This window comes from Labrys sp. F242, from assembly GCF_057813875.1.
This window is the reverse complement of sequence record NZ_JBVASG010000001.1, coordinates 1,360,454-1,385,477: the sequence shown is the minus strand read 5'-3', so window position 1 is coordinate 1,385,477 and position 25,024 is coordinate 1,360,454. Positions and strand designations below refer to the sequence as shown.

30 protein-coding genes are annotated in these 25,024 nt (G+C 62.3%); 17 read left to right on the top strand and 13 right to left on the bottom strand.

Translation table 11 applies throughout. The features are described 5' to 3' along the window. Window positions 1-142: 142 nt before the first annotated feature. Window positions 143-385 carry a hypothetical protein gene (locus ACZYTC_RS06430; RefSeq protein ID WP_434956871.1) on the bottom strand — a complete coding sequence of 81 codons (243 nt, stop codon included), beginning with the start codon at window positions 383-385 and terminating at the stop codon, window positions 143-145. Between the two features lie 470 nt (window positions 386-855). Here ACZYTC_RS06430 and ACZYTC_RS06425 point away from each other — a divergent pair, with 470 nt between their 5' ends. Further along, complete coding sequence (locus ACZYTC_RS06425; protein ID WP_434956872.1) at window positions 856-1,320, top strand: hypothetical protein; 465 nt, start codon at window positions 856-858, stop codon at window positions 1,318-1,320. 107 nt (window positions 1,321-1,427) lie between these two features. Here the strand turns inward: ACZYTC_RS06425 and ACZYTC_RS06420 are convergent, their stop codons facing one another. Then, the gene (locus tag ACZYTC_RS06420; protein WP_068294951.1) at window positions 1,428-1,664 is read right to left on the bottom strand and encodes an Lrp/AsnC ligand binding domain-containing protein; all 237 of its coding nucleotides are present in this window, start codon (window positions 1,662-1,664) and stop codon (window positions 1,428-1,430) included. A 237-nt stretch (window positions 1,665-1,901) separates the two neighbouring features. On the opposite strand from ACZYTC_RS06420, the gene purL reads away from it, so the two are divergent. From purL to ACZYTC_RS06400, 4 genes are all read left to right on the top strand, one after another. After that, entirely contained in the window at window positions 1,902-4,124 is a 2,223-nt protein-coding gene (purL, locus tag ACZYTC_RS06415) for a phosphoribosylformylglycinamidine synthase subunit PurL (protein ID WP_434956873.1), read from the top strand. Window positions 4,125-4,152: 28 nt separating this feature from the next. Beyond that, window positions 4,153-4,383, top strand: a complete 231-nt coding sequence (locus ACZYTC_RS06410; protein WP_105862715.1) for a BolA/IbaG family iron-sulfur metabolism protein — start codon at window positions 4,153-4,155, stop codon at window positions 4,381-4,383. 104 nt (window positions 4,384-4,487) lie between these two features. Next, entirely contained in the window at window positions 4,488-4,829 is a 342-nt protein-coding gene (gene grxD / locus ACZYTC_RS06405) for a Grx4 family monothiol glutaredoxin (RefSeq protein ID WP_434956874.1), read from the top strand. 91 nt (window positions 4,830-4,920) lie between these two features. Next, on the top strand, window positions 4,921-5,226 hold the full coding sequence (locus tag ACZYTC_RS06400; protein ID WP_434956875.1) for a putative quinol monooxygenase: 306 nt from the start codon (window positions 4,921-4,923) through the stop codon (window positions 5,224-5,226). A gap of 39 nt (window positions 5,227-5,265) precedes the next feature. On the opposite strand, the gene ACZYTC_RS06395 is transcribed toward ACZYTC_RS06400, so the two are convergent. Beyond that, window positions 5,266-6,174, bottom strand: a complete 909-nt coding sequence (locus ACZYTC_RS06395) for a DMT family transporter (protein ID WP_488989139.1) — start codon at window positions 6,172-6,174, stop codon at window positions 5,266-5,268. Between the two features lie 87 nt (window positions 6,175-6,261). Here ACZYTC_RS06395 and ACZYTC_RS06390 point away from each other — a divergent pair, with 87 nt between their 5' ends. Next, window positions 6,262-7,188, top strand: a complete 927-nt coding sequence (locus ACZYTC_RS06390; RefSeq protein WP_434956877.1) for a LysR family transcriptional regulator — start codon at window positions 6,262-6,264, stop codon at window positions 7,186-7,188. A 14-nt stretch (window positions 7,189-7,202) separates the two neighbouring features. Here ACZYTC_RS06390 and ACZYTC_RS06385 read toward each other — a convergent pair whose 3' ends face one another. Beyond that, window positions 7,203-7,841 carry a glutathione S-transferase family protein gene (locus ACZYTC_RS06385; RefSeq protein ID WP_434956878.1) on the bottom strand — a complete coding sequence of 213 codons (639 nt, stop codon included), beginning with the start codon at window positions 7,839-7,841 and terminating at the stop codon, window positions 7,203-7,205. 296 nt (window positions 7,842-8,137) lie between these two features. Then, complete coding sequence (gene rpsD / locus ACZYTC_RS06380) at window positions 8,138-8,755, bottom strand: 30S ribosomal protein S4 (protein WP_149254801.1); 618 nt, start codon at window positions 8,753-8,755, stop codon at window positions 8,138-8,140. A 264-nt stretch (window positions 8,756-9,019) separates the two neighbouring features. On the opposite strand from rpsD, the gene ACZYTC_RS06375 reads away from it, so the two are divergent. The 3 genes from ACZYTC_RS06375 to ACZYTC_RS06365 are packed head-to-tail and all read left to right on the top strand — an operon-like array spanning window position 9,020 to window position 11,116. Beyond that, window positions 9,020-9,382, top strand: a complete 363-nt coding sequence (locus ACZYTC_RS06375; RefSeq protein ID WP_434956879.1) for a hypothetical protein — start codon at window positions 9,020-9,022, stop codon at window positions 9,380-9,382. 15 nt (window positions 9,383-9,397) lie between these two features. Continuing rightward, window positions 9,398-10,414, top strand: a complete 1,017-nt coding sequence (locus ACZYTC_RS06370; RefSeq protein WP_488989138.1) for a serine hydrolase domain-containing protein — start codon at window positions 9,398-9,400, stop codon at window positions 10,412-10,414. Window positions 10,415-10,417: 3 nt separating this feature from the next. Further along, window positions 10,418-11,116, top strand: a complete 699-nt coding sequence (locus ACZYTC_RS06365; RefSeq protein ID WP_488989137.1) for a DUF930 domain-containing protein — start codon at window positions 10,418-10,420, stop codon at window positions 11,114-11,116. A 28-nt stretch (window positions 11,117-11,144) separates the two neighbouring features. Here the strand turns inward: ACZYTC_RS06365 and ACZYTC_RS06360 are convergent, their stop codons facing one another. From ACZYTC_RS06360 to ACZYTC_RS06325, 8 genes are all read right to left on the bottom strand, one after another. Next, window positions 11,145-11,465 (bottom strand): hypothetical protein, encoded by a 321-nt coding sequence (locus ACZYTC_RS06360; RefSeq protein ID WP_441773460.1) that lies wholly within the window; start codon window positions 11,463-11,465, stop codon window positions 11,145-11,147. Window positions 11,466-11,531: 66 nt separating this feature from the next. Next, window positions 11,532-12,236 (bottom strand): hypothetical protein, encoded by a 705-nt coding sequence (locus ACZYTC_RS06355; RefSeq protein ID WP_488989136.1) that lies wholly within the window; start codon window positions 12,234-12,236, stop codon window positions 11,532-11,534. A gap of 43 nt (window positions 12,237-12,279) precedes the next feature. After that, window positions 12,280-12,843, bottom strand: a complete 564-nt coding sequence (locus ACZYTC_RS06350) for a DUF4337 family protein (RefSeq protein ID WP_441773458.1) — start codon at window positions 12,841-12,843, stop codon at window positions 12,280-12,282. 293 nt (window positions 12,844-13,136) lie between these two features. Then, window positions 13,137-13,382, bottom strand: coding sequence for a GlsB/YeaQ/YmgE family stress response membrane protein (locus tag ACZYTC_RS06345; RefSeq protein ID WP_434956885.1), 246 nt, complete (start codon window positions 13,380-13,382; stop codon window positions 13,137-13,139). A gap of 28 nt (window positions 13,383-13,410) precedes the next feature. Next, entirely contained in the window at window positions 13,411-13,665 is a 255-nt protein-coding gene (locus ACZYTC_RS06340; RefSeq protein ID WP_434956886.1) for a PsiF family protein, read from the bottom strand. A gap of 184 nt (window positions 13,666-13,849) precedes the next feature. Beyond that, on the bottom strand, window positions 13,850-14,671 hold the full coding sequence (gene murI / locus ACZYTC_RS06335) for a glutamate racemase (protein ID WP_441773457.1): 822 nt from the start codon (window positions 14,669-14,671) through the stop codon (window positions 13,850-13,852). Window positions 14,672-14,902: 231 nt separating this feature from the next. Then, a complete protein-coding gene (locus ACZYTC_RS06330) occupies window positions 14,903-15,400 on the bottom strand; it encodes a CYTH domain-containing protein (protein WP_488989135.1) in 498 nt (165 codons plus the stop codon). A gap of 73 nt (window positions 15,401-15,473) precedes the next feature. Next, the gene (locus tag ACZYTC_RS06325; protein WP_488989134.1) at window positions 15,474-16,220 is read right to left on the bottom strand and encodes an RNA methyltransferase; all 747 of its coding nucleotides are present in this window, start codon (window positions 16,218-16,220) and stop codon (window positions 15,474-15,476) included. 253 nt (window positions 16,221-16,473) lie between these two features. Between ACZYTC_RS06325 and ACZYTC_RS06320 the strand changes: the two genes are divergently transcribed. The 8 genes from ACZYTC_RS06320 (at window position 16,474) to ACZYTC_RS06285 (ending at window position 24,849) form a co-directional block, all read left to right on the top strand. Then, complete coding sequence (locus ACZYTC_RS06320; RefSeq protein WP_434956890.1) at window positions 16,474-16,722, top strand: hypothetical protein; 249 nt, start codon at window positions 16,474-16,476, stop codon at window positions 16,720-16,722. Window positions 16,723-17,162: 440 nt separating this feature from the next. Next, window positions 17,163-19,403: an NADP-dependent isocitrate dehydrogenase gene (locus ACZYTC_RS06315; RefSeq protein ID WP_441773454.1), complete on the top strand. Its 2,241-nt coding sequence runs from the start codon at window positions 17,163-17,165 to the stop codon at window positions 19,401-19,403. A 150-nt stretch (window positions 19,404-19,553) separates the two neighbouring features. After that, window positions 19,554-20,198, top strand: a complete 645-nt coding sequence (locus tag ACZYTC_RS06310) for a glutathione S-transferase family protein (protein WP_434956892.1) — start codon at window positions 19,554-19,556, stop codon at window positions 20,196-20,198. A 210-nt stretch (window positions 20,199-20,408) separates the two neighbouring features. After that, window positions 20,409-21,620 carry an NADP-dependent isocitrate dehydrogenase gene (locus ACZYTC_RS06305; protein WP_434956893.1) on the top strand — a complete coding sequence of 404 codons (1,212 nt, stop codon included), beginning with the start codon at window positions 20,409-20,411 and terminating at the stop codon, window positions 21,618-21,620. A gap of 96 nt (window positions 21,621-21,716) precedes the next feature. Continuing rightward, the gene (locus tag ACZYTC_RS06300) at window positions 21,717-22,184 is read left to right on the top strand and encodes a RidA family protein (protein WP_434956894.1); all 468 of its coding nucleotides are present in this window, start codon (window positions 21,717-21,719) and stop codon (window positions 22,182-22,184) included. Between the two features lie 201 nt (window positions 22,185-22,385). Beyond that, window positions 22,386-23,624, top strand: coding sequence for a GNAT family N-acetyltransferase (locus tag ACZYTC_RS06295; protein WP_488989133.1), 1,239 nt, complete (start codon window positions 22,386-22,388; stop codon window positions 23,622-23,624). 4 nt (window positions 23,625-23,628) lie between these two features. Continuing rightward, entirely contained in the window at window positions 23,629-24,042 is a 414-nt protein-coding gene (locus ACZYTC_RS06290) for an HIT family protein (RefSeq protein ID WP_488989132.1), read from the top strand. Window positions 24,043-24,285: 243 nt separating this feature from the next. Further along, window positions 24,286-24,849 (top strand): hypothetical protein, encoded by a 564-nt coding sequence (locus ACZYTC_RS06285; RefSeq protein WP_488989131.1) that lies wholly within the window; start codon window positions 24,286-24,288, stop codon window positions 24,847-24,849. The last annotated feature ends 175 nt before the right edge of the window (window positions 24,850-25,024 follow it).

The window sequence follows — 25,024 nt, the reverse complement described above, 5'->3', positions numbered from 1 at the left end:
CGAGACGTGGAAGACACTCCGGCTGCCTCATTGTCAGCCCGGCATCCACGTCCCGGCGTCAGGAACTTCGCCGACGCCCATCCTTGTCGCGAAATCTGGCCATAGTCTGCCTCAAGCATGACCATTGCGTGAAAGAGCCGCCTCAGGCGGCCGCTTCCAGGGCCTCAAGCAATTCCTCTTCGCTGATCTGTCCCTCGGTGCGCGGCGCGACGACCACTTGCTTGCCCAGCAGATGCTTTACCTTGTGCGCCACCGGCAAACAGCGCCGATCATCGCGGTGGTAGACGTGGTAGCCGTCACCCGGGTTCACGCCGACATCCAGCGCGCAGCCCTTGCTGACGAAATGCCAGACACCGTTGCCGTCCACTATTCTGACCTTGTTCATCGAAATCTCCATATCTTCAAAAAACGGGCGGCCACCCGCAGGTAACAGATGGCCCCCGGCCGCAAGCGCCCGGAGCAAACTGCCGTTCTTTACAGGGTGATCACCGGAGCTGGCGGCGCCAAAACAGGCCCATCGTCCGGACGAGCCGGATTCCGCCCTTGGGATGGCACCCTCTATGCATGGTGAATGGGGCCATTGTCCGGCGCTGCCACGTCGACGGCTTGGCCATTCGTGCCAACTGCATGCCTCGGGCGCAGTCCAGCCATGCGAGATGCGCTCGCAAGCAAAATTCCATCTCGTCCGGCCGCGCTGTTAACGTTGTCGCAGAAGTTCTGCATGAATCTGCTATCGCGTGTGCGATTTGGCACATCCTGCGCCGGTGATTCATATCAGGTCGTGCGCAGGCACACAGCGGGTTGCCAGCCCGCCACGGTGATGCGATTCTGATTTCGGTCCACTGGAGCAGGCATATGAACCCTCATTCTTCCCGTCAGCGTCTTGCTTGGGGCTTGTCCGGAGCCGTTGCGCTCTCGCTGCTGCTGGCCGCCTGCGGTCCGCGCTCCGGCGAAGCCGGCCGGCCGGACGTTTCCAACCAGCAGCCGGTCGTCACGGCGGACGGCACCCAGCAGTTTCCCGTGCCGCAGGCCGGCCGGGCAACCCTTGCCCACAAGCTGACCCAACTCGTCTCGGGCCGCATCGCGGATGCCCGCATCTCCAACGGCTGGCGCACACCTGCCGCGGCGAAAGCCCATCCAGACGAGTATGCCGCCTGCGTCAGCGCCGATTCCGGCAGCGGCCAGCAGGTCTTCCTGATCGTCACCAATGGCGCGCGAACCGGCGACGTCATCTCCGGCTCCAAGGCGGCCGAGCGTTGCGCCGACGGCAATCGCGTCACGCAATGGGCTACCTTGCCGGAGGCCATGGGCCAGAGCTGATCGGAGCTCCTGCGTTCATTCGACTTGATAAAAAAATGGCGGCCCGTGGCCGCCATTTGCATTTGTAGCGCTTTGCGCTACTTGTCTGCCCTCTGCCGCCACGTCCCTCAGAAGGCGCGATAGGTCAGGACCGTGCGCGTATTCGCGATGCCGGGGATGGACTGCACCTTCTCGCCGACGAAATGACCGATATCGACATCGTCATTCACGTAGAATTTGGCGAGCACGTCGAAGTCGCCGGCAATCGAATAGATTTCCGAGGCGATTTCAGCTTCGGCCAAGGCGCTGGCGACCTCATAGGTGCGGCCGAGCTGGCATTTGATCTCCACGAAAAAGGTCCGCATTGCCGATACTCCGAGACTGGAAACGATGATCTGCCCACAGGAAGGCCAACAAATTTGCGGTGTCAATGCGGATCGCGACGCCTGCATGCGATCAATGGTTTACATTCGGCTCGGATACCCCTATCGCCTGCCGTGAACAGAAGCGCTGGAGCGCTGCGCTGGGGCTTGCCGGCCGGAGCCATAGGCCGTCCGCCTGATCCCTGCCGAAGCGCTGCATTGACAGGAGACTGATCCGGCATGTCCGTCCACTCGGAACCCGCCATCACAGCCGAACTCATCGCCCAGCACGGGTTGAAGCCGGATGAGTATCAGCGGATCCTGGATCTGATCGGACGCGAGCCGACCTTCACCGAGCTTGGCATCTTCTCGGCGATGTGGAACGAGCACTGCTCCTACAAGTCCTCGCGCCTCCATCTCAAGAAGCTGCCCGTCACCGGCAAATGCGTGATCCAGGGCCCGGGCGAGAATGCCGGCGTGATCGACATCGGCGATGGGCTCGCCGCTGTCTTCAAGATGGAGAGCCACAACCACCCCTCCTATATCGAGCCCTATCAGGGCGCGACGACGGGCGTCGGCGGTATCCTGCGCGACGTCTTCACCATGGGCGCGCGCCCGATCGCCTGCATGAACGCTCTGTCCTTCGGTGCGCCCGATCATCCCAAGACCCAGCACCTCGTTTCCGGCGTGGTCGCGGGGGTCGGCGGCTACGGCAATTCCTTCGGCGTGCCGACGGTCGGCGGCCAGGTTCGCTTCCACACCCGCTATGACGGCAACATCCTGGTCAACGCCTTCGCGCTCGGCCTCGCCGAGCAGGACAAGATCTTCTACGCCAAGGCCACCGGCGTCGGGAACCCGATCGTTTATCTGGGCTCCAAGACCGGCCGCGACGGCATCCACGGCGCCACCATGGCCTCGGCGGAGTTCGACGACAAATCCGAGGAAAAGCGTCCCACCGTGCAGGTCGGCGATCCCTTTGCCGAGAAGCTGTTGCTCGAAGCCTGCCTGGAACTGATGGCGACCGATGCCATCATCGCAATCCAGGACATGGGCGCGGCCGGCCTCACCTGCTCGGCCGTGGAAATGGGCGCCAAGGGCGATCTCGGCATCGAGCTCCACCTCGAAAAGGTGCCGGTGCGCGAAGCCGGCATGACCGCCTATGAAATGATGCTGTCCGAGAGCCAGGAGCGCATGCTCATGGTGCTCAAGCCCGGCAAGGAAGCTCAGGCCGAGGCAATCTTCCGCAAATGGGGCCTCGATTTCGCCGTGGTTGGCAAGACGACGGACGATCTGCGCTTTCGCATCTTCCACAATGGCGATCTGAAGGCGGATTTGCCGATCAAGGAACTGGGCGACGAAGCGCCCCTCTATGACCGCCCCCACGTCCCCTCGCCCAAGCAACCGGTGCTCGAGGCCGGATCGCTCAAGACGAACCTGTCGATCGGCGAGGCGCTGCTCAGCCTGATCGGCTCTCCGGAACTGGCATCCAAGCGCTGGGTCTACGAGCAATATGACACGCTGATCCTCGGCAACTCGATCCAGACGCCTGGCGGCGATGCTGCCGTGGTGCGGGTGCTCGACGGCCCCAAGGGACTGGCGATGACTTCCGACGTGACACCGCGCTATTGCGAAGCCGATCCGGTCGAGGGCGGCAAGCAGGCCGTCGCCGAAGCCTGGCGCAACATCTCGGCCGTGGGCGGCCTGCCGCTCGCCGTGACCGACAATCTCAATTTCGGCAATCCCGAGCGCCCCGACATCATGGGCCAGTTCGTCGGCTGCCTCGACGGCATCGGACAAGCCTGCCGTGCCCTCGATTTCCCTATCGTTTCCGGCAATGTCTCGCTCTACAACGAGACCAACGGCCGCGGCATCCTGCCGACCCCGACGATCGGCGGTGTCGGCCTCGTCGACGACGTTGCCGTGACGGCCTCGATCGCCTTCAAGGCTGAGGGCGAGACCGTCATGCTGGTCGGCGTATCAGGCACCTGGCTCGGACAGTCGATCTGGCTCGCCGAGGTTCTCAAGCGTGAGGAAGGCGCCCCGCCGCCGGTCGACCTTGCCGTCGAAAAGCGTCATGGCGACTTCATCCGGGGCCAGATCCGCGCCGGCAACCTCAAGACCTGCCATGATATTTCGGATGGCGGCCTTGCCGTCGCCGTCGCCGAGATGGCGCTGGGACGTGGCATCGGTGCGGACCTGTCGCAGGCCCCGCAGGGCAGCGAGCCGCATGCCTTCTGGTATGGCGAAGACCAGGCCCGTTATGTCGTCGCGCTTGCGAGCGAAAAGGCCGAGGCCTTCGCCAAGGCGGCAGCCGATGCCGGGGTCCCCGTCACCACGCTGGGCACAACCGGCGGCAATGCCTTGATCCTGCCCGAAGGCCGGCCCATCCTGGTTTCGGCGCTGAGCGAGCGTCACGAATCGTTCCTGCCGACGCTGATGGGCTCTACGCGCCAAGCTGCCTGACAAGTCGCCTGAAGAGGATCTATTTCCAATGCCGATGCCGGCCGCCGACATTGAAGCGATGATCAAGGAAAGTTTCCCCGATGCGAAGATCGAAATTCGCGATCTCGCCGGGGATGGCGATCACTACGCCGCGACGGTGATTTCCGAAGCATTCCGGGGAAAGTCCCGCGTCCAGCAGCACCAGATGGTCTATGCGGCGCTCAAGGGCAAGATGGGCGGCGTGCTGCACGCGCTTGCGCTCTCCACGAGCGCCCCCTGATCGATAAATTATGTTAGGTTGAGCCCTGACATTGCGCGCGAGTGTGCTTACATACTCGGCATTATCCGCGTCAGATCCAGCATTACCAAGATCGAGATTGAGCCATGAGCGATATCGCCACCTTCATCGAAAACGAGATCAAGTCCAACGACGTCGTGCTCTTCATGAAGGGCAACAAGGCGTTCCCGATGTGCGGGTTCTCCGGACAGGTCGTGCAGATCCTCGATTATCTCGGGGTCGACTACAAGGACCATGACGTGTTGCAGAATCCAGACCTGCGCAGCGGCATCAAGGACTTCTCGAATTGGCCGACGGTACCGCAGATCTACGTCAAGGGCGAATTCCTGGGCGGCTGCGACATCGCTCGCGAAATGTTCCAGTCTGGCGAGTTGGTAACCTTCCTGCAGGAAAAGAATATCCCGGTAAAGGCTCCGGCCAAGGCCTGATCGCCACTGCAAACCAGTAAGCTTGTCGCAGATACCAAGCCAGGCTGACAGCCTGGCTTTTTCGTTGGCAGGACCTGAGCCGGAGAGAGCCATGAGCAAATTGCTGATCGTCGGGACGGTGCGCCTGCCGGCCGCCAATCTGTCCGCAGCGCGCCCGGCCATGAAGCGCATGGTGGAGAGCAGCCGCGCCGAAGAGGGCTGCGAAGAATATTCCTACGCCGAGGACGTCTTCGATGCCGGTCTCATCCATGTGAAGGAGATCTGGCGCGACCACGCCGCCCTGGACCGCCATTTCGCCTCACGGCACATCGCCGAATGGCGGGCGAGTTGGCCCGGCCTCGGCATCGGCGAGCGAAATCTGCGCTGCTATGAGATCGGGGCGCCCCGCGCGACGTGAGGCTCGGGCATTGGCGGTGCTCCCTTGGAGCAATACGCTCTAGCGGCCCTTCATCACGTTGACGATCACCACGCCGAGGATCGCCAGTGCGCCGCCCAGCATGCCGACGGGCGTGGGTACCTCGCCGAGCCAGAGGAAGCCGATCAGCGTGGCCGTCGGCGGCACGCCATAGAGGAAGTTGGACGCCCGCGCCGCCGAAAGGCGCTTGAGGGCAATGGCCCAGGTAACGTAGCCGATCGCGGTGGGAAAGATCACGAGATAGGCGACGGCCCAGTTCACCTCGGCCGGAGCAACCGCCATGGCCCGGATCGTGGCCGGCACCGCCGGCAGCAACGGCAGGGCGCCGATGAACAGGATCCAGGCGGTGATTGCCAGAGCCGGAAACCGTCCGAGCAAGGGCTTTTGCAACACACTGGCAATGGCAGCGCAGACCGCGGCGCCGAAGATCATCAGCGCGTTGGGATCGAGCCTGAAGCCCGTATCCGTCGCTACGGCGATCAGGGCGACACCGGCGAAGGAGGTGGCGGTGCCGACCCAACCCCAGCGCCCGAAGCGTTCGCCGAGCGCGAAGATCGCGATCAGAGCGGTGAGCACCGGCATGGTGTTGATGATGAAGCTGGCCGGGCCAGCCGGCACGGTCTGCTCGCCGGTGTTGAGCAGCACGGCATAGACGGCAATGAACAGCACGGCCGCAATGGCGAGGCGCAGGAAATCCCGCGGCAGCGGCATGGGCGGACGCACAGCCACCAGATAGGCCAGACCGATGGCCCCGGCCGCGACGTAGCGTGCTGCGGCAAGTTCCATCGGCGTCAAGGCGGTCAGGCAGACACGGATCAGCGCGAAGGACGAGGCCCAGGAGAGAATGGTCACCAGAATGGCACCGAAGGCGACCGCGTCGAATCCGCTCTTCTTGTTGGCTACCTCAGCCTCACAGGCCACGCTGCTCATTTTCGTCTCCCAACTCTCAATTGTATTCCTGACCTAGCCTCCTTCGACGTGCTTGAAAAGCACCTCAATCAATGATCTTGTGTGCCTATGGTTCACAGCTCACCCAACCTTCCCCCCCTCGACACGCTCGAAACCTTCGCGCGGGCAGCGCGCCTCGGCTCCTTCTCGGCTGCAGCCGAGGAGAGTGGCGTCACCCATGGCGCCGTCTCCCGCCAGGTGTCGCGCCTGGAGCGCTGGATGGGCTTACGCCTGTTCGAGCGCAAAGCCCGTGGCGTCAACCTGACGCCGGAGGGCATGCGATTCTTTGCTCGGACGGAAGAAGCCCTGGCCCTGCTCGGCAATAGCGGCGAGCGCTGGTCGCCGCGCCGCGCCAAGGCCGTTGTACGCCTGTCGGTGACGCCCTCGGTCGCTTCGCTCTGGCTGTTTCCCCGGCTTACGCGCCTGGAAGGCAGCGACATCCACCTCGAACTGGTCCTCGAACACCGGCTGGCGGATCTGGGCGAAGGCAGCGATCTGGCTGTTCGTTGCGGCAAGGGGCCCTGGGCCGGCGTGCGCGGCGTGCAGCTCTGGCAGGAAAAGGCCTTTCCGATCGCCTCCCCTGCTCTTGCCAAACGCCTGCGGCACGGCAATGACGCGCACGCCTTGCTCGAACTGCCGATCCTGCACGATTCCAACATCGAAGGATGGCGACGCTGGCTGTCGCCCGAGGGCGTGGATTATGTGCCGCGCGGCCAGGACCGCCGCTTTGAAGACTACAACCTGGTCATCGATGCCTGTTGTCAGGGGCTCGGCATCGCGCTGGCGCGGCCTCCCCTCTCAGCGGCCGCCCTGGAGGACGGGCGCCTGGTGCAGGTTTCAGACCGAACGATCGATTACCACGTAGCCTTTCATCTCATCCGGTCGGACGAGGCGCTGCGTGGCCCCGCGGCGGAACTGGCCCGGCGCTTTTTGCGTGAAGCCGGCCATGACGAGGCCGATATCGCTGCCTTTACCGCTCCGGGCCGGAAGGGCTGAGCAAGCCCTCCCGATCAATTTTCCTGTTCGCCGAAATGTCGCCGCCAGATCGGCGCAATGGCAGGCCGCTGCGCCACGGTCTCGGCGATCCGGGTCAGCTTCGGGCATTCCCTGGCGCGCCATTCATTGCCGATCGCCCAATTGCTGATGGCGGCGATGGCGAGGTCGATGGCCGAAAACCCCGACAACAGGAAGCTGCCTTCGGCACTGGCGGCCTGCTCCACAAATTGCCAGCGCTCCCGAATGCGCTGGCGCACGCGCGAACGCATCGCGGTCTCGTGCGTTTCGGGCGGAGCGAAACGCAGGGGATAATCGTAGAGTTCGATGAGAGGATAGATCTCGGCCGCCACATGAATCAGCCAACGCAGTGCATGGCGCCGGTCCGGGGCATCCCGAGCCGGCATCAACCGCGCTTCGGGGTGTTCTTCGCTCAGAGCCAGCAGAATGGCGGCCGATTGCACGATCGTGGTTCCGTCGTTGAAGCGTAGCGCCGGAATCTTCCCCAAGGGATTGATCGCCAGATATTGAGCGGTGTGCTGCTCGTCCTTGGTCAGATCGATATCGATCAGGTGAACATCCTGCCCTGCCTCGGCCAAGGCGGCCTCGACCATGAAAGAGCCGGAATCCGGTTCGCCCCAAAGCGTGTAACCCATACAGACCTCTTAGCATCGACCGGCTGCAGAGCCGGTCACCTCCCGACATTATATGGCGATGGGGGAAGACCGCCCCAATCTCTTACTTGTTGGTTCTGTGCAAACCCCTGCCGCTGTTCTTGCTTGTTTCGCCAGCTCGTCGGATCCGACCATAAGCGACTGAGCGGGCGTGTCGCATGATCTTTTTGCAATACGGCCATCCCGATTTGCGGGCCTTCCAGAGTGCACAGCCTGATCAACCAATAAAAAGGGCCGCCAAAATGGCGGCCCTTATAGAAGATCTCAGTTCGTTTCGCTTAGCGCGAATAGAATTCGACGACCAGATTCGGTTCCATCTGGACCGGATAGGGCACATCCTGCAGCGTGGGAACGCGGACATACTTCGCGGTCAGCTTGCCGTGATCGGCCTCGATGTAATCGGGAACGTCACGCTCGCCGGAAGCAACGGCCTCGAGCACCAGCACGAGCTGCTTGGAGGCTTCCTTGACCTCGACGACATCACCCGGCTTGACCTTGTAGGAGGGGATGTTGACGCGGCGGCCATTGACCTTGACGTGGCCATGGCTGACGAACTGACGGGAAGCGAACACCGTCGGCACGAACTTGGCGCGATACACCACCGCATCCAGGCGCTGCTCGAGCAGGCCGATCAGGTTGGCGGAGCTGTCGCCCTTCAAACGGCGGGCTTCTTCATAGATCTTGCGGAACTGCTTTTCCGAGATCGAGCCATAATAGCCCTTCAGCTTCTGCTTGGCGCGGAGCTGGGTGCCGAAATCGGACATCTTGCCCTTACGGCGCTGACCGTGCTGGCCAGGACCATATTCGCGGCGGTTGACGGGGCTCTTCGGGCGACCCCAGATATTTTCGCCAAGGCGGCGATCGATCTTGTACTTAGCGTTATGGCGCTTCGACATTCGCGTCCTCTATGGTTTGCGAAGTTTATGAGGAACGCGCCCTCCTCTCCCGGAAACCGGGCGACAGACAACCGGAGACCGGCCATCACGGGAGCGTAAAACATCACGCGGGACCAAAAGGCCCCGCGTGTGGCGTTCGCTTAGTCGAAAGATTGCTGCATGTCAATTCCAAGACAGGATCCAATAGCCTGTACCCTGGGCAACTCGACAGTAGCATGGCGGATGTCTAGGTTGGGCGCGCTCGGCCCATGTGAGTCTTCATTGATGAAAATCCTTTCCCTCTCCGTCGCCTTTCTGGCGGCCTCCGTAAGCTTTGCCAGTGCAGCGCCGCTTGAAACCTACACGGCCCGCCTCTCCAGCGCGGATCACTTCAACACGAACGGCGAAAGGCTCACCTCCGTCGCCGCGATCATCCGGCAGGATCGTGCCAACTTCTATCTGGGCTACCATCGCGATCGGGAAGACGAATCCGACCGTTTCTTCTCCAGCAAGGAGAACCGCGCCCGCCTGGAGAACATGCTCAATCGCGGCCGCATCAGTGCCTCCGCGGCGGATGCCGTCGTGAACGGGTCACCGCTGATCAATGTCGAGATCTACGAAGATTTCATCGTCGTGACGGTCGACTAGATCGAGCGCGGGCGGATGAGGCGTCTCCCCATCCTTGCTGCCCTCATCGCCTGCATCGTCGGTCCGTCCGCCCCGGTACAGGCCGAGCCCGGCCGGCACTGGCAGGCCGTTCCCAACGAAAGCGGCTGGACCGCTGACACGGCCAAGGCCGTCACGGCCTATGCCGGCACCTACCGCCCGACAGCGCTTGCCGTAATCCGGGACGACCGTATCGTGGCCAGCGCCGGCGATCCCAGCCGGCGCGTCAACGTTGCCTCGGTCCGCAAGAGCCTGCTGAGTGCGCTCTACGGCATTGCCATCGGCGAGAACAGGATCGCTCTCGGCGACAGCCTGCAGAAGCTCGGCATCGACGATATCCCGCCCGCTTTGACCGCCGACGAAAAGCAGGCCGATGTCCGCGACCTCTTGATGGCCCGCTCCGGCGTCTATCATCCCGCCGCCTATGAAACCGCCGATATCCGCAACGAGCGTCCAGCGCGCGGAAGCCACCCCCACGGCACGTTCTGGTTCTACAACAATTGGGATTTCAACGTCCTCGGCACGATCTATCGCCAGGCGAGCGGAGAGGACATCTTCACAAGCTTCGAAAAGCGCATCGCCCATCCGATCGGCATGGAGGATTTCTCGGCAAGGGACGGGCGATACGTCTTGTCTCCCCTCTCGCGCCATCCGGCCTATCCCTTCCGCATGAGCGCGAGGGATCTTGCCCGCTTCGGGCTGCTCTTCCTCAATCAGGGGCGCTGGAACGGCCGCCAGATCGTCCCCGCCGCCTGGGTTCGCCAGTCCACCGCCGCCTATTCCCCCGTCCCCAAACGCAAAAGCGCCTATGGCTATCTATGGTGGTCTCTGCCGGCTGAGACTTGGGGTGAAGGCGCAGCCATGGCTGCAGGCTATGGCGGGCAATTCCTCGCCTATATTCCGACAAAACGCCTCGTCATGGTGCAGACCGTCGATCCGGCACAGAACCCGGCCGGCATCCATATGAGGGATTTCATGGCGCTGATGCAGCAGATCGCCACGGCCGCTCCCTGAGCGATGGCCGTCATCAGCCTTCCGCAAAATCGCGACATGTCCTTCGGCCTGCCGGCGGCGCTGCTTCTGCACGCCATTGCCTTGGCCGTGCTGTTCCTTGCTCCCCGCCCCGCACCGCTGATACCGCCCCCCGAAAACAGCATCGAGGTAGAGTTCGTCGAGGAAATCCCGAAACCGGCCTCGCCGGCGCCAGCGGCCCTCCCGCTGCCAGCCAAACCGCAGGCGCCGGCTCCCTCCCTTGATGTCACTCCGCCGGGAGGGGCGACAGCTCCCAGGCCAAGCGAGGCGCCGGTGCCGCCTCCGGCGATGATCCAGGCCAGGAGAATTCTTTCCGATCTTGCTTTGGCGGATCCACGCAGCCGGCAAGCCAGGAAGATGCTGCCTCTCCTGGGCCGCAACGAGCGCATGGAGCAATTGTGCAACATCGAGGCCATGGCCCAGTTGCGGGCCTGGAATCACGATCTCGAGCCCGATCTCACGATCGCCTATGCGCTGGCTGAAACAAGGATTGCAGATGCAAGCGTAACGGCCGATGGGGCGGCATTCCGGAGCCGGAAGCAGTGGTTCGTCCTGAAATATCGCTGCACCCTCACCGCCGGCCTCACCAGGGTTTCAGCTTTCGAATTCCAGGCCGGCACAACCATACCCAGGAAAGACTGGAGCCGTTTCAACCTGCCCGTGGGCGACAAGCCGCAGGATTGAGGCCGATACGAAACGGCCTGCGATAAACCTATGTCTCGCCACGCCGCAATTCATCGGCCAATTCATAGGTCTGCGCCGATATCGGCGCCAGTCCGGGTCCATCCAGCATCGCGTTGATGACCGCATGGGCATGATCGAGCGCACTGCCGGCGACATAGTCTCCATCGAGCCAGTCGGGCAATTCATTGAGCACATTGGTGAGGCAGGCCAGAAGCAGGGCCTCGCTGTCCGTCAGATTACTTCTGATGCGCTTGAATTCGGCGGCCACGATCGTCGGATGTTCATCGTGAGGCAGAGGCTGGAAGGTCATGGCGTTCTTTCCGAGATCGTCGACGTCCAGCCCACCCATGGGCATCCTGCCGCGACGGGTCTTAGCTGGAGATTAGACAGGAAGTGGCTCCGGAGCGGCGCGGCCTCAGGCCAGTATGTTGACCGCCCGGGCGGCGACCAAGGCAACCGTCAAAAGAGAGATCATTGCCTCGGCGAGCATCAAAAGCTTGGCCCTCGGGGTCAGCGGCATCGTATCCGTCGGCGAAAATGCCGTGGCATTGGTGAAAGCCACAAACAGATAGTCGACGAAGCCGGGCAGCCAGTCACGCAGATGCGGATCGCTCAGGGTCATCTGCGGAAATAGGAAGTCGGAGCGGGCTCGCTCGACCAGGCCGCAGGTCGGCGGGCCGCCGCGGTCCGTGCTCCAGAACCACAGGGCGAACACGATGATGTTGGTGACCCAGATGTTGAGCGCATCGATCAGCAGCGTGGTGCCGTTTCCGGCATGGCCTGCGATCAGCGTTTGAACCAGCAGGAACAACGCCCCGCAATTCATGATGCTGATGACCGCCGTCAAAATGAGAGCCGTCCGGCGGATCATGACGCGGAAACGATTGACCGCCTGCCAATGGTGATCGGCCACTGCGTTGCGGATACCGGCCTGCGTCCACGCCGTCGCGATAGACAGGGGGATCAGCAATATCAGTTCGACAGTCGGGGCCAGCCAGCGAGGCCCGAAGGAAAGCTGATTGATCACCAGCAATTGCAGGCACACGATGATCAGCACGGCGCCGCGCGCCAGCCAGAAATCGAGAGCCCTATGCCGGAAGACAATATGGCGTTCACGCATGGGAACCTCGGAAGGGGGAACGAGCCCGGATGGGGAAAGAACATCAGACATAGGCAAACACGGTGGCCACCATGCCCAACGCGCCAAGGGCCAGGGAGCAGAGCCAGGGCCAGCGCCGGCCGCGGGTGATGATCGACAGGGTCGCCACCGCGATGGAGACATGCAGCAGCGTGACCGCCAGGGTCAGGATATGGTGGCGATGGGCACGCCTGTCGCTGTCGCGCAGTCTTGCGTCGACATGTCCTTCGATTTCGACGGCCTGCGCCTGAATCGCCTTGGCATCGTCGTCATTGTGCTTGGCCTTGGCGAGAAAGTCGTCCTTGGTCGGCCCACCGCCCGCGGCCGCGATTTCATAGGCATTCTTCTTGATGCTCTTGGCTTGGTAGAAGGCCCATTGATCGCTCGCCTTGTTCTGCAGATAGGCCGCCTCGCTCTTGTCGTTGATGGCTTCGGCGGTCTCCAGCGACTCGAAACTGCCGATCGTGGCGGCCAGGACGGCGAGAACGGCAATCGTAACCGACACCGTGATCAGGAAGGGATTGCCGTCATGGGCCGCGCGCTCGGCATGCTCGGCGTGCTCGAGATGTTCCTGCGTTTCGTCTTCCATCGGCATATCCATCGCCATTCAACGGTCGCTCGAGCATTTACTGGCAAGGAGCGTGCCATGCCCTTGATTGGCGACGGTGGCCGCGGCCTCAGGCCTCCGCGGGCAGACAATTCGAGTAGGAGGCCTGCACGCCGTGGAGGAAACTACAAAACGCGTAAGGCAGGCGTCTCCGCTGCGCCGGGCATATCGCCAGGGACAAGCGCCCTCACCGCAAGGAAAAGGGCATGCGACCCTTCGAGGATCGCATGCCCTTTCTACGGCGCCGTTCCCGGCACGATGTCCTTGGATCGGCGTCAGGCCCGCTTCAGCAGGCGCAGCACAAGAAGCAAGATGACCGCTCCGACGACCGCGAAGACGATCTCATTGACGATCGCGCTGCCAATATGGATGGGAATGTAGGGCTGCACGAAGCCGCCGATGAACGAGCCGACCACGCCGACGATGAGATCGCCGATGAGGCCGAAGCCGCCACCACTGACGAGCAGGCCGGCAAGCCAGCCGGCCACGATACCCACGATCAGGAAAGTGAGCAGATGCATGGCAAACCTCCAACGATGAGGTTGAGCCTCAACCGGCCTTGCCGCCGCTCTTGATGCAGGTTTGGCGGAACTTCTTGCGATCCTTGCCGTGAAGTCCCTTGGCATCGGCCTGGGCGGAGCAGGCCTGTGACGCCGCCGACTGCGGCGCCTTCGTCTTCGCCTTTGCAGGAGCTGTCGTGGCGGCGGGCGGCGTGGCAGGCGCCGGTGTTGCGGTCTGCGCGAAAGCGCCGGTCGTAACAAATCCAGCGACGACGACGGAGGCCAACAGCGTGCTGATCTTCATGATGAGCGTTTCCAGGTTGAGCCCCCAGCCCAACCGCAGGTTGCCACCGTTCCCGCACCAACACAATGACGCTGCGGTACATCCCAAAGTATAGGGTATGGCGGCAACAGACCGCATCAGTCCAGGAAACGCCTTACAGTATCGGCTCCGCCGAAAACCAGCGTCCCCTCTTCGGCTCTATGCTCTAATGCCAACCAGGCGGCAGGGTTTCCACCGCAACCGCAGGAAGGCCACGGGCCGCAAGAACGCTCCGAAGTTCATCGGTCAGGCCGGCGCCACCGGTGAACAGGGCCAGACCGTCCTCCACCACCGTGCGCGGAGGAATTGGGCCCGCGAGATCGGCGGCGCGGCGGGCGATGGCCGGGGCGGGATCGAGCCAGGTGACCGGCCAGGGGGCGACTCGCTTCATCGCGTCCAGCACCAGCGGATAATGCGTGCAGGCCAGCACCACCACATCGGTGCGCTTGCCGTCACGATCGACGAAACAGGGGGCGATTTCACGAGCAATCGCCGCATCCTCGACGGGCTGGCCGCGCAATACGGCCTCCGCCAGGCTGGCCAGCCCCACCGCGCCGACGAGTTCCACCTCGATGGCGGCGGCGAAGGAACGGATCAGCTCGCGCGTATAGTCACGCTTGACGGTACCAGGCGTCGCGAGAATCGCCACCCGCCCCGTCTTCGTCAGCGCGGCGGCCGGCTTGATCGCGGGCACGGTGCCGACGAAGGGCACGGAGAAACGCCGGCGGAGAATGGGCAGGACGATTGTCGAGATCGTGTTGCAGGCAATGACGACCAAAGACGGCTGATAACGCGGGATCAGCCGCTCCATTACCTCGACGACGCGTTCGACCACGACGTCCTCGGCCAGGCGTCCATAAGGGAAAACGGCATCATCGGCGGCATAGACGAAGCGCGCGCCGGAAAGCGTCACTCGCAATTCGGAAAATACGGTGAGGCCACCGAGGCCGGAATCAAAGACAAGGACAGTTGGAGCGCGGTCAGACATGACCGCAGCTCCATAAACCGTGCCAGCCAGAAGGTCGACCCTCTCCAGAAGACTAACCTTCCTGGGACGCTCTTCGGAATGATCGATACCATCCGGAATCAATCGCTGCATGTCGTGTTGCCCGTACGCACTACCCAACCGGGCGCACGCCTATTCAAACCCAGATGAGTGAATGAAGCGTTTCAATCGTGATCTTTTTTTGATCCCAAAGCGGCACGTCCGGGAATTTCCTCAATAGACATCGGCAGGCAGCGCCTCTTCACTCCACCTCGTGAAGGGAAAACGCGCCAGATTCGAATTGCCGTAACGCCGATCCCCCGTCACTTCCTCGCCGACCCAGCCCGGCAATGAAACCGGCTGATCCTCATGCTCGAGCTCCACTTCGGCCAGCACCAAGCCGTCATTGGCTCCGGTGAACACGTCGACGGCCCAGCCCAATCCACCATGGTGGACATCGTGACGCGTCTTGGAAACGAGAGGCTCGATCGAGAAGCGCCTGATGATCTCGACGGCATCGGCCTGGGGGATCTCATACTCGAACTCGTGGCGGGTCCTCGTGCCCGGTTCGCTCTTGAGCGTGATGAAGCCCTTGTCGCCATAGATGCGGATGCGCGCCCGCAGCAGCGGCGTGCGGCAGAAATAACCCTGCCGGATGATGGCGGAACCCCGAACCTGCTGGCGCCAGTCGTCGTTGCGGACGAGAAATTTGCGTTCGATCTCGACAGCCATGAAACACCCATTCCGATGGAAATGGGCGCAGCCTAGCGCCCCCTTATGACAGGGGTTTCGCGTTCGGATTCGCTCAGTCGCGCTTGATACGCGTGCCCTGCCGGCCGCCGATGAGCGAGGCGACCGCTCCGCGCAAGGTCTGGACATCCTGTTCGGTCATCGCCAGCCGATGCCAGATGTTGCGGAAATTGCGCACCATGATTTCGCGCTTTTCAGGCGGATAGAAGAAGGAAACAGCGTCGAGTTCCTTCTCCAGATAGTCGAAGAAGGCGAGCATATGCTCGCGCGTTGCCGGCGGAGAGGTTCGGCTAGGCGCGATCGGCGCCTTGCCGCCAGAGACCAGCTTCCACCACTCATAGCCAACCAGCAGCACTGCCTGGGCGAGATTGATCGAGGTGAAGGCGGGACTGACGGGAAAGGAAATGATGGCATCGGCGAGCACCACGTCGTCGTTGGAAAGCCCCATGCGCTCCGGGCCGAACAGGATGCCACTACGCGCACCCTCCCCTGCCAAGGCCTGCATCTTCGTAGCCCCTTCGTCGGCAGCGAACACGTCCTTCATCTGGCCGCGCTCGCGCGCGGTGGTGGCGAAGACGTAATTGAGATCAGCGATCGCCTCTTCGGTGGTCTCGAACAGCCTGGCGTTGTCCAGCACGGCAGAAGCGCCGGATGACGCCTGGCGTGCGCCCTTTTTCGGCCAGCCGTCGCGCGGGGAAACCAGGCGCATCTCGCTAAGGCCGAAATTCATCATGGCTCGCGCACACATGCCGATGTTCTCTGCAAGCTGGGGGCGAACCAGGATCACGGCGGGAGGCGTCACGGTATTGCTCGCATTCGAGTGGGACATCACGACAGGGGCCTGGAAACAGGAAAAGTCCGGGCTGCATAGACCATTCGGCGGATAATGACAGCTTCTTTGCGCCGTCAGAACCAGGACGGTCCTTGTTCCCACGGATACAGGGCGGCAGCCGGCGTCCGGGTCAATGTGCCCGAACGCACCGCCGGGCCGGATCTGCGTCGCTAGGATGCCTTCATCAACAAGGGCACGAACCCGGCTTTAAAGGACCACGATTATGCGCAAGACCTTTCTCACCCTCGCCTTCGCCGCCACGGCCTTCACCGCCGCCACCGCCGCGTCCTTCGCCGATGACTGCGACAATGGCTATGCGAGCGCCTCCAATTACCCCACTTATTCCAATTCCTACCGCGTGACGCAGACCTATAGCCGCACCACCTATTACGACTGTCGGACGGTGAGCTATCGCGTCTGGGATGATTATGCGCAGAGCTACATCTATCGCACCCGCGAAGTGTGCAACTGACCTCGATAAGCCTGCCCCATCAGCCATAGACGTGTTGCCGACACTCCCGTGAGCCCCGCTCCGGGAGTGTTTTGCCGTGCCGGTTCCTCAGTACTCTCGCATCCATGACATGGCGGAAGCCTGCAGGCACAAATCAGTTGCCGAAGCCCGAAGCAGGTGGCAGTTTCGACCGACAGGTTCCTTTTAATCGTGACATCGGCATGATCGGGAGGAACCTGCAAAGTCTCAAACATTTGCGGCCGGTGCGATCCATCCGCGGGTCTTTCCGGGAAACGCTGCTGAGGTCATCGAGCGGCAAGTCATCGAGGTCATCCCGTTGCTGGAAAGACACGCCCCCTGACCACCCCATTCTGCAATTCACGGAGCACTCAGCGCCGATCCATGCGTCGGCGTGAGCGCTTTTTCTTGCCCTGACTCCGACCCGCCAAGGAAGCCAGCGTATGAGCGCCACACCTCCCACCATCATCTACACGCTGACCGATGAAGCCCCGGCCCTGGCAACGGCCGCTTTCCTGCCCATCGTCCGCACCTTTGCCGCGCCCGCCGGCATCGACGTCACCACCAGCGATATTTCGGTCGCCGGCCGCATCCTGGGCGAGTTCCCGGAATTCCTGACCGACGAGCAGCGTGTTCCCGACAATCTGGCGGAACTCGGCCGACTGACGCTGCTGCCCGACACCAACATCATCAAGCTGCCCAATATTAGCGCCTCAGTGGCGCAATTGGCGGCCGCCATTCGGGAATTGCAGGCCAAGGGCTACAAGATCCCCGACTATCCAGAGAACCCCAAATCGGACGAGGAAAAGGTGATCCGCGCCCGCTACGCCAAATGTATCGGCAGCGCGGTGAACCCGGTGCTGCGCGAGGGCAATTCGGATCGCCGCGCACCGCTGGCGGTGAAGAACTATGCGCGCAAGAACCCACACAGCATGGCTGACTGGAGCCAGGCCTCACGCACGCATGTCTCGCACATGCATGACGGGGACTTCTATCATGGTGAGAAGTCGCTGACGCTCAACAAGGCGCGCGAGGTCAAGATGGAGCTGATCACCAACAGCGGCGAGACCATCGTCCTCAAGCCCAAGATCTCGCTGCAGGATGGCGAGATCATCGATTCGATGTTCATGAGCAAGAAGGCGCTGCTGGATTTCTACGAACAACAGATCGAGGACGCGCACAAGACCGGCGTGATGTTCTCGCTCCACGTGAAGGCGACCATGATGAAGGTGTCGCACCCCATCGTGTTCGGTCACTGCGTGAAGATCTTCTACCGCGACGCCTTCGCCAAGCATGGCAAGCTGTTCGACGAGCTCGGTGTCAACGTCAACAACGGCATGGTCGACCTTTACAACAAGATCGCCACCCTGCCGCAAAGCAAGCAGGACGAGATCAAGCGCGATCTGCATGCCTGCCACGAGCATCGGCCCGAACTGGCGATGGTCGACTCGGCCAGGGGCATCACCAATTTCCACTCGCCCAACGACATCATCGTGGACGCCTCCATGCCAGCCATGATCCGCAATGGCGGCAAGATGTGGGGCGCGGACGGCCGCTTGAAGGACGTCAAGGCCGTGATGCCGGAAAGCACCTTCGCCCGCATCTATCAGGAGATGATCAACTTCTGTAAATGGCACGGCGCTTTCGATCCCCGCACCATGGGCACTGTGCCGAATGTCGGCCTGATGGCGCAGCAGGCCGAGGAATATGGCTCGCACGACAAGACTTTCGAAGTCCCGGAGGACGGTGTGGCCAACATCACCGACCTTGCGACCGGCGAGGTGCTGCTGAGCGAGACTGTCGAGCAAGGCGACATCTGGCGCATGTGCCAGGTCAAGGACATGGCCATTCGCGACTGGGTCAAGCTCGCGGTCACCCGCGCCCGCAATTCGGGCATGCCGGCTTTGTTCTGGCTGGACCCGTATCGCCCGCACGAGGCGCAGTTGATCGCCAAGGTGAAGACCTATTTGCGCGACCACGACACCACCGGTCTCGACATCCAGATCATGAGCCAGGTGCGCGCCATGCGCTACACGCTGGAGCGGGTGATCCGTGGCCTGGACACGATTTCGGTCACCGGCAACATCCTGCGCGATTACCTCACCGACCTGTTCCCCATCATGGAGCTCGGCACCTCGGCCAAGATGCTGTCGATCGTACCCTTGATGGCCGGCGGCGGCATGTATGAAACGGGCGCCGGCGGCTCGGCTCCCAAGCATGTGCAGCAATTGGTGGAGGAAAACCATCTGCGTTGGGATTCGCTGGGCGAATTCCTGGCGCTGGCCGTTTCGCTGGAGGATCTCGGCATCAAGACGGGCAATGCCAAGGCCAAGCTGCTCGCCAAGACGCTGGACGCTGCGACCGGCAGGCTTCTGGACAACAGGAAGTCCCCCTCGCCTCGCACCGGCGAGTTGGACAACCGGGGCAGCCAATTCTATCTGGCGCTGTATTGGGCGCAGGAGCTCGCCGGCCAGACGGACGACCCCGCGTTGCAGGCGCAGTTCAAGCCGCTGGCCGAGACGCTGGCGCGCGACGAAACCAAGATCCTGGCCGAACTCGCGGCCGTGCAAGGCAAGCCCGCGGATATTGGTGGCTATTATCTGCCCGACCGGCAGAAATGCGAAGCCGTGATGCGTCCGAGTGCCACCCTCAACGCCGCGCTGGCGCAGGTGAAACGCGCCTAGAGAGAGCAGAATCAATCGCGACCAGCCTTCTCCACAAGGCAGGGTAAGGCTGGTCGCGCCCTATCGTCCAAGAATGATGCGAAGGCGCGCCCCTGGCCAAATCCGGCCGCATGGCTATGCTCCCGCCACCACCTCCAGGAGGGCAATCCCATGAGCGATGAACTCGTCTTCTACACCAATCCAATGTCGCGCGGCCGCATTGCCCGCTGGATGCTCGAGGAAACCGGCCAGCCCTATCGCACCGAGATCCTCGACTTCGGCACGAGCATGAAGTCCGTCGACTATCTCGCCCTCAACCCGATGGGCAAGGTGCCGGCCATTTCGCATCGGGGCGTGGTCGTCACCGAGGGCGGCGCCGTCTGCGCCTATCTCGCCGATGCCTTTCCGCAGGCCGAACTGGCGCCTCCATCCGGCTCGCCGCAGCGGGGCCTTTATTATCGTTGGATGTTCTTCGCGGCCGGCCCGGTCGAGGCCGCCGTGACCAACAAGGCGCTCAATATCGAGATCCCCGACGAGCGCAAGCGCATGGTCGGCTATGGCTGCTATGCTGACGTGATCGATGCGCTCGACTATGCGGTCTCCCAGAACGAGTTCATCGCAGGAGACCGCTTTTCGGCGGCGGATGTCTATTTCGGTTCGCAGATCGGCTGGGGCCTGATGTTCAAGACGATCGAACCGCGCCCGGCTCTCGCCGCCTATTGGCAGCGAATCGCCAACCGTCCCGCCGCCATCCGGGCCCGCGAAATCGACGACAGGCTGGTCGCCGAGGCCAAGCAGGCCCAGGCCTCGCCATGAAGACCGGGTTTCGCCCGGCAAACAGCCATTGTCCCTGCCTCAAGCTTTTTTGATTTGAATGAGACGCCTCAAATCGCAAAGACGCGTTGAACCGGGGAGTTAGGCCAAAGTGCGTTTTCCCCCAAACGCACTTTGCTCCGGCGAACTTCCCCCGGCCGAAAGGCGGTGCTATAGCGCCGCCGATATTTCCCAATGAATGAGGCTTGTACGATGGCGAAGATCAAGGTGGCCAATCCGGTCGTCGATATGGATGGCGACGAGATGACCCGCATCATCTGGCAGCAGATCAAGGACAAGCTGATCTTCCCCTATCTCGACCTCCAGCTTGACTATTACGACCTCAGCATCGAGAACCGGGACAAGACCCGCGACAAGGTTACCGTCGAGGCGGCCGAGGCCACCAAGCGCCACGGCGTGGCAGTGAAATGCGCCACCATCACGCCGGACGAAGCCCGTGTGAAAGAGTTCAATCTCCAGGAAATGTGGAAGTCGCCCAACGGCACCATCCGCAACATCCTCGGCGGTGTGATCTTCCGCGAGCCCATCATCTGTCGCAACGTACCGCGCCTGGTACCGGGCTGGACCCAGCCGATCGTCGTCGGCCGCCATGCCTTCGGCGACCAGTATCGCGCCACCGATTTCCGCTTCCCCGGCAAGGGTACGCTGACGATCAAGTTCGTCGGCGAGGACGGCACGGTGATCGAGAAGGAAGTGTTCAAGTCGCCGGGCGATGGCGTGGCGCTGGCCATGTACAATCTCGACGAGTCCATCCGGGAGTTTGCGCGCGCCTCGTTCAATTACGGTCTGGCCCGCAATTTCCCGGTCTACCTGTCGACCAAGAACACCATCCTCAAGATCTATGACGGGCGCTTCAAGGACATCTTCGCCGAAGTCTTCGCGAGTGAATTCAAGGCCGAATTCGACAAGCGCAAGCTCACCTATGAGCATCGCCTGATCGACGACATGGTCGCTTCGGCGCTGAAATGGTCCGGCGGCTATGTCTGGGCCTGCAAGAACTATGATGGCGACGTGCAGTCCGACATCGTGGCCCAGGGCTTCGGCTCGCTCGGCCTGATGACCTCCGTGCTGCTCAGCCCCGACGGCAAGACGGTGGAAGCCGAAGCCGCCCACGGTACGGTGACGCGCCATTACCGTGAGCACCAGAAGGGCAAGGAGACCTCGACCAACTCCATCGCCTCGATCTTCGCCTGGACGCGCGGCCTTGCCCATCGCGCCAAGCTCGACGACAATGCCGAACTCGCCAAATTCGCCGCCACGCTGGAGAAGGTCTGCGTTTCCACGGTCGAGACCGGCTTCATGACCAAGGATCTGGCCCTGCTGGTCGGCCCCGATCAGAGTTGGCTGTCGACCACCGGCTTCCTCGACAAGATCGACGAGAACCTCAAGAAGGCCATGGCCTGATTTCAGGAGCGCGGGCTTTCAGCCCGCTCTTCCTTTCATAGTCGCACTGCGTCCAAGAGCGGACGAGATGTCCGCCCTTCCCAATGAGGTCCCTCCATGTCCGCCATCGACGCCCGCCTTGCCGAACTCGGCATCACCCTGCCCACCCCGGCCGCTCCTGTCGCCAATTATGTCGGCACGGTGCGCACCGGCAATCACCTCGTGATCTCGGGCCAACTCTGCTTCAACCATGAGGGTAAGCTGGCCGCGACCGGCAAGCTCGGCACCGGCACGGTCACGGTCGAGGACGCCCGCGTCGCGGCCCGTTACTGCGCCATCAACATTCTGGCGCAGATCAAGGCCGCCGTCGGCTCCCTCGACAATGTGGTGCGCGTGGTCCGCCTCGGCGGCTTCATCGCCGCTGCTCCGGAATTCACCACCCATCCGATGGTGATGAACGGTGCCTCCGACCTGATGGTCGAGGTGTTCGGCGACAAGGGACGCCATGCCCGCTCCACCGTGGGCGTGCCCTCGCTTCCTCTCGACGCCACTGTCGAGGTGGAAGCCCTGATCGAAGTCGCCTAGAGCAAAGCGCATTCAAGCCGAACGCTTCTTTGCTTTAGTTCTTTGTTTCGGCGCGTCCTTGCATTTCCTGGCGTCTCCGCCGAATCGCAAAACGCCCTGAGGTCGAGCTTTGGCAGGGGCATGAGTTTGAACCATGCCCCTTGCATCCGGGACGATTGTGCCCAAATTCCTCTGGCAGGCGTCAGTAGAGGGAATGCGAGCTTGAGCGAACACGGCTTTACGATCAAGGCAGCTTCCTCGATCGAAGCCATTGGACGCCAGGCCTGGGATCGCTGTGCCAATCCCCTCGCCGCAACGCCCCAGCCTTGTTCTTCTAGCCACCGCCCTGGCACCGAGGACGAAGTGGCGGCTCCAGATCCCTCGGCCGAGCATTTCAATCCCTTCATTTCCTACGATTTCCTGCACGCTCTCGAAGCAAGCGGCTGTGTCGGCGGGCGCTCGGGCTGGACGCCTCTTCATCTCTTCGTCACCCATGAAGACGGTCGCGTCGCCGGCGTCACGCCCGCTTACGGCAAGAACCACAGCCAGGGCGAATATGTCTTCGACTGGGGCTGGGCCGATGCCTATGAGCGCGCCGGCGGGCAGTATTACCCCAAACTCCAGGTCAGCATCCCCTTCACGCCGGCCACGGGCCGCCGCTTCCTCGTCGCCCCGAACGAGGATCCCGAGCTCGTCTCATCCGCCCTGGTGAGAGGCGCCAAGGCAGCCCTGTCTTCCATCGGCGGCTCCTCGATCCACGCCACCTTCATCGGCCATGGCGACTGGCAATGGCTTGGCGGCCAGGGGTTCCTGCAGCGCACCGACCAGCAGTTCCATTGGCTCAATGAGGGCTATGACGATTTCGAGGCCTTTCTGACCTCTCTTGCTTCACGCAAGCGCAAGACCATCAAGCGCGAGCGGCGCGATGCGCTCGCCAACGGCATCACCATCGAAAGGCTGACCGGAACGGCTATTACGAAGGAGGCCTGGGACGCCTTCTATGGCTTCTATATGGATACAGGCTCCCGCAAATGGGGGCGCCCCTATCTCAACCGCAAATTCTATGCCTTGATCGGCGAGACCATGGCCGAGCATGTCCTGCTGGTGATGGCCAGGCGCGAGGGACGTTACATCGCCGGAGCCATCAACTTCATCGGTTCCGACACGCTTTACGGCCGGAATTGGGGCTGTATCGAGGACCATCCCTTCCTGCATTTCGAGGTGTGCTACCATCAGGCCATCGAGTTCGCCATCGAACGCCGTCTGCGGCGCGTGGAAGCCGGGGCCCAGGGCGAGCACAAGCTCGCTCGTGGCTATCGGCCCGTGACAACCTATTCCGCCCATTATATTGCCGATCCCGGTTTCCGTCGGGCGGTCGACGACTATCTCGCGCATGAACGCGCTGAGATTGCCGCCCATCACGAAGCTCTCGACGAGGCAACGCCCTTCAGGAAAGGATAGCGGCATGACCGCTTATGATCCCGACAACATCTTCGCCAAGCTGCTGCGTGGGGAAATTCCCAACCACACGCTCTACGAGGATGATCGCACCCTCGCCTTTCTCGACATCATGCCTATTGTCGACGGCCACGCCCTGGTGATCCCCAAGAAGCCCGCCCGCAACATCTTCGATGTAGCGCCGGAGGAACTCGGCTATCTCGTTCAGGTCGCCCAGAAGGTCTCCCTGGCCGCTTGTAAAGCGTTCGGCGCGGACGGCCACACGCTGCGCCTGCATTCGGAAGTCTCGGGCGGGCAGGAAGTGCCGCATATCCATTTCCACGTCTTGCCAATGAAGACGGGTGTTGCCGTCCGTCCCCGCGCCATGGCCGATCACGCCGTCCTCGCCCAGCATGCCGCGAAGATCCGGGCTTTGCTGTAGGTCTGGAGTGCGGACTTCCAGTCCGCTCCTGGAAACATCGCGCCAACAGAGGGAGAAGAGCGGACATCGCCCCGTGAATTCACGGGGCTGAGAAGTCCGCGCTCCCAGGAAAACCCCTTCACACCACCTGACAAAACTTACCCCGGCAAAATTTCTTGCGTCTTGATTCGCCTTGGCAAGTTTTTCTTCACCATCCCGCGCAATAGTGATTCTCACTGAGGTCGCGTTGAGTTGGAGTTCGTCATGTTGGTCGCAAGTGCTGTCGATATCACTGTCGGCTGGCTTTGGCACACTGCCTATCGGGCCCGCCATCACTGGAAACTGAACCGAGAAGGTGCCTTGGTCGCCGCTGGTTTTGTGGCTTTCGTCGGCGCCATCGACGCCGCCCGCTCAATCCACGCAACACCGGCCGTATCAGCCGCCGCCGCGGCGGTGACTGTGCCAGCCCCTGTGACGGCACCGGTCATTGCCAACCTCGCTCCGGCGCCGGCTGCACCTCTGCCTGCGGCCAATGCCAATTCGATGCAGGCCGCTGCCGATCCCACCGTCGCGCCGCAATTTCCGATCATTCAGGATCAGACCGGTTCGATCGACCAAGCCGATCCGATCGAGACGATTCTGCCGATGGATCCGGAAGCCCAACGCGATGATCCCATCGCACGCAAGATCAACGAGCGTTTCGGCGACGCCACCGAAGCACCTGTGGTCAAGAAGCCCAAGCCGCGCCCGGTGAAGACCGCCGAAGCCAAGCCGGCCAAGCCCCCGGTCAAACCCGCCAAGAAGAAGCCTGAAACCGCGGCTCAGTAAGGCCCATTCAACCCCATGCAGAAGAAGGCGGGCCAATGCCCGCCTTCTTGCTTTTGTACCCTTCGTCAGCCTCGTTGCGACCAAAACTGACGTAACGGAAGGATCGTCATCCCGCTTGTTTGGGCGTACCCCCTTGCCGCGTCATCATCGTGGCCATCGCCGACCAAGCTGCAAA